The organism is Pseudomonas sp. (genome assembly GCF_037994325.1).
In the GTDB taxonomy this organism is placed as follows: domain Bacteria; phylum Pseudomonadota; class Gammaproteobacteria; order Pseudomonadales; family Pseudomonadaceae; genus Aquipseudomonas.
In genome coordinates, this window is the sequence record NZ_JBBNAH010000249.1 from 1 (window position 1) to 1,838 (window position 1,838).

At 61.0% G+C, this 1,838-nt stretch carries 2 protein-coding genes; both read right to left on the reverse strand.

Annotation, left to right across the window (positions count from 1 at the left end):
* Positions 1 to 406 (reverse strand): S41 family peptidase (locus AAAB16_RS08350; protein ID WP_369335438.1); only part of this gene is annotated, 406 nt, incomplete at its 3' end.
* A gap of 35 nt (positions 407 to 441) precedes the next feature.
* Positions 442 to 1,716, reverse strand: a complete 1,275-nt coding sequence (locus AAAB16_RS08355) for a murein hydrolase activator EnvC (RefSeq protein ID WP_340662918.1) — start codon at positions 1,714 to 1,716, stop codon at positions 442 to 444.
* Between the last annotated feature and the right edge of the window lie 122 nt (positions 1,717 to 1,838).

Consider the following 1,838-nt stretch of genomic DNA (forward strand, 5'->3'; position numbering starts at 1 on the left):
TCGAGGCCGGGGTGTCGTCGATGGGCGAGACCACTTTGACAAAGCCGTCTTCCAGGCCGACCTCAATACCCAGGCCGCCAAATTCGCCGCTGGTGCTTTCCTGCAGTTCCGCGAAGTCTTCCGGGCCCAGGTAAGCGGAGTGCGGGTCGAGGTTGCTGAGCATGCCTTTGATGGCGTTTTCCAGCAGGGTTTTATCGTCGACCGGCTCTACATAAGCAGCCTTGATCCGGTCCAGCACTTCGGCAAAGGTGCGCAGTTCGTCAAGCGGCAGCGGCGCCTTGCCAGCAGTGACTGGCGAGCTGGCCGGCGGCGTGTTTTCGACGTCGGTGGCGGCATGCAGGAGCGGGGCTCCGAGCGCCAGCGCGATAGCCAGGGCCAGGGAATTAAGGCGAGACAAATGCGGCATATCGAACGAGCTCCACTATGTAAGAGGTACGGGACCTATCCTTGCGCCCGACACCATTGCGCGGGGTCGCTGGGGCGGCCCTGCTGACGAATCGCAAAATACAGCGCTGGCGTGTCTTGCCCGCCGCTGGTGCCGACAGTCGCAATCGGCTCGCCAGCTTTGACAATGTCACCGGCGTCTTTCAACAAGCTTTGGTTGTGCCCATACAGGCTCAGATAACCGTTGCCATGGTCGAGGATGACCAGCAGCCCCGAACCGCGCAACCAGTCGGCAAATACCACTCGACCACCACTGACCGCACGCACTTGGCTGCCGGCGGCGGCGCCGATTAATACGCCGTCCCATGTTGTACGAGCGTCGTCGCCGCGTTGGGTTCCATATCGCGCCACCAAACGGCCATTAACGGGCCACGGCAATTTGCCCCGGCTGCTGGCAAAAGCCCCGGCGTACGCCGCGCCATCGCTGGACACCAGGGGGCCGCTGGGCGCACTGACCGGCTTTTGCCCAGGACCGACGCGGCGGTTGGCCATGGCGATGCGCTGTTCTTCTTCAGCGCGCTTGCGTGCTTCTTCAGCGGCCTTGGCCTCACGCGCTTGGCGCGCCAGGGTTTCTTCAATGGTTTTCAGCACATTGCCCAGCGCGGCTTGTTCCTGCTGACGGGCTTTGAGTTTTTGGTCGCTGCTTTTCGAGTCGTTATTGAGTTTGGCCAGGGCTAATTGGCGCTCTTTACGCACCTGCGCCAGTTGCTCGCGGCGCTGATCGAGGGCGCCTTTGCGTTGGTCGAGCTGGGCTTTTTCTGCGGCGCTTTCGCGCTCGACATTGGCCAGTTGGCGCAGGGTTTCGTTAAAGGTGTTGAGCTGTTCGAGGCGGGCTTGGCTGACGTAGTCGTAGTAGGTGAGGGTGCGGGCGAATTTTTCCGGATTCTGCTGGTTGAGCAGCAGCTTCAAGTACTCCTGGCGCCCGCTCTGATAGGCCGCCCGCGCTTGGATGCCGATCAGTCGTTGCTGTTCAAGGCGTGCGCCCTGGAGTTTTTTTTTCTCACCATCGAGGCGCTGGATCTCGGTATCGCTGTCCTTGATCTGGCCTTCCAGGGCCTTGATCTGTTTCTCCAGATCGCCCATTTCGGTTTCGGTACCGCGTAGCTGCTTTTGAATGCCGGACTTGTCCGCCTCAATTTTTTGCAGCAGTTTTTTTAGCTCGGCCACATCTTGCTGGGCGGCGTCGAGCTGCTTTTGCGTATCTGCGCGCTCATCGGCTATGGCCGGGCACAGCAGCAGGGCAAGAACAAGGGCAGTCAGGGTGCGAAGCATGGGGCGGGCGATACCGGGATAGAGACGGCCTAGTATGCCCGCGGTGCGCAGCAAAAAAAACGTTAGAACCGCACAGCCGGCATAAATGTAGAGCGCCGGGGGAAACGGCGTCCCCGTAGGGG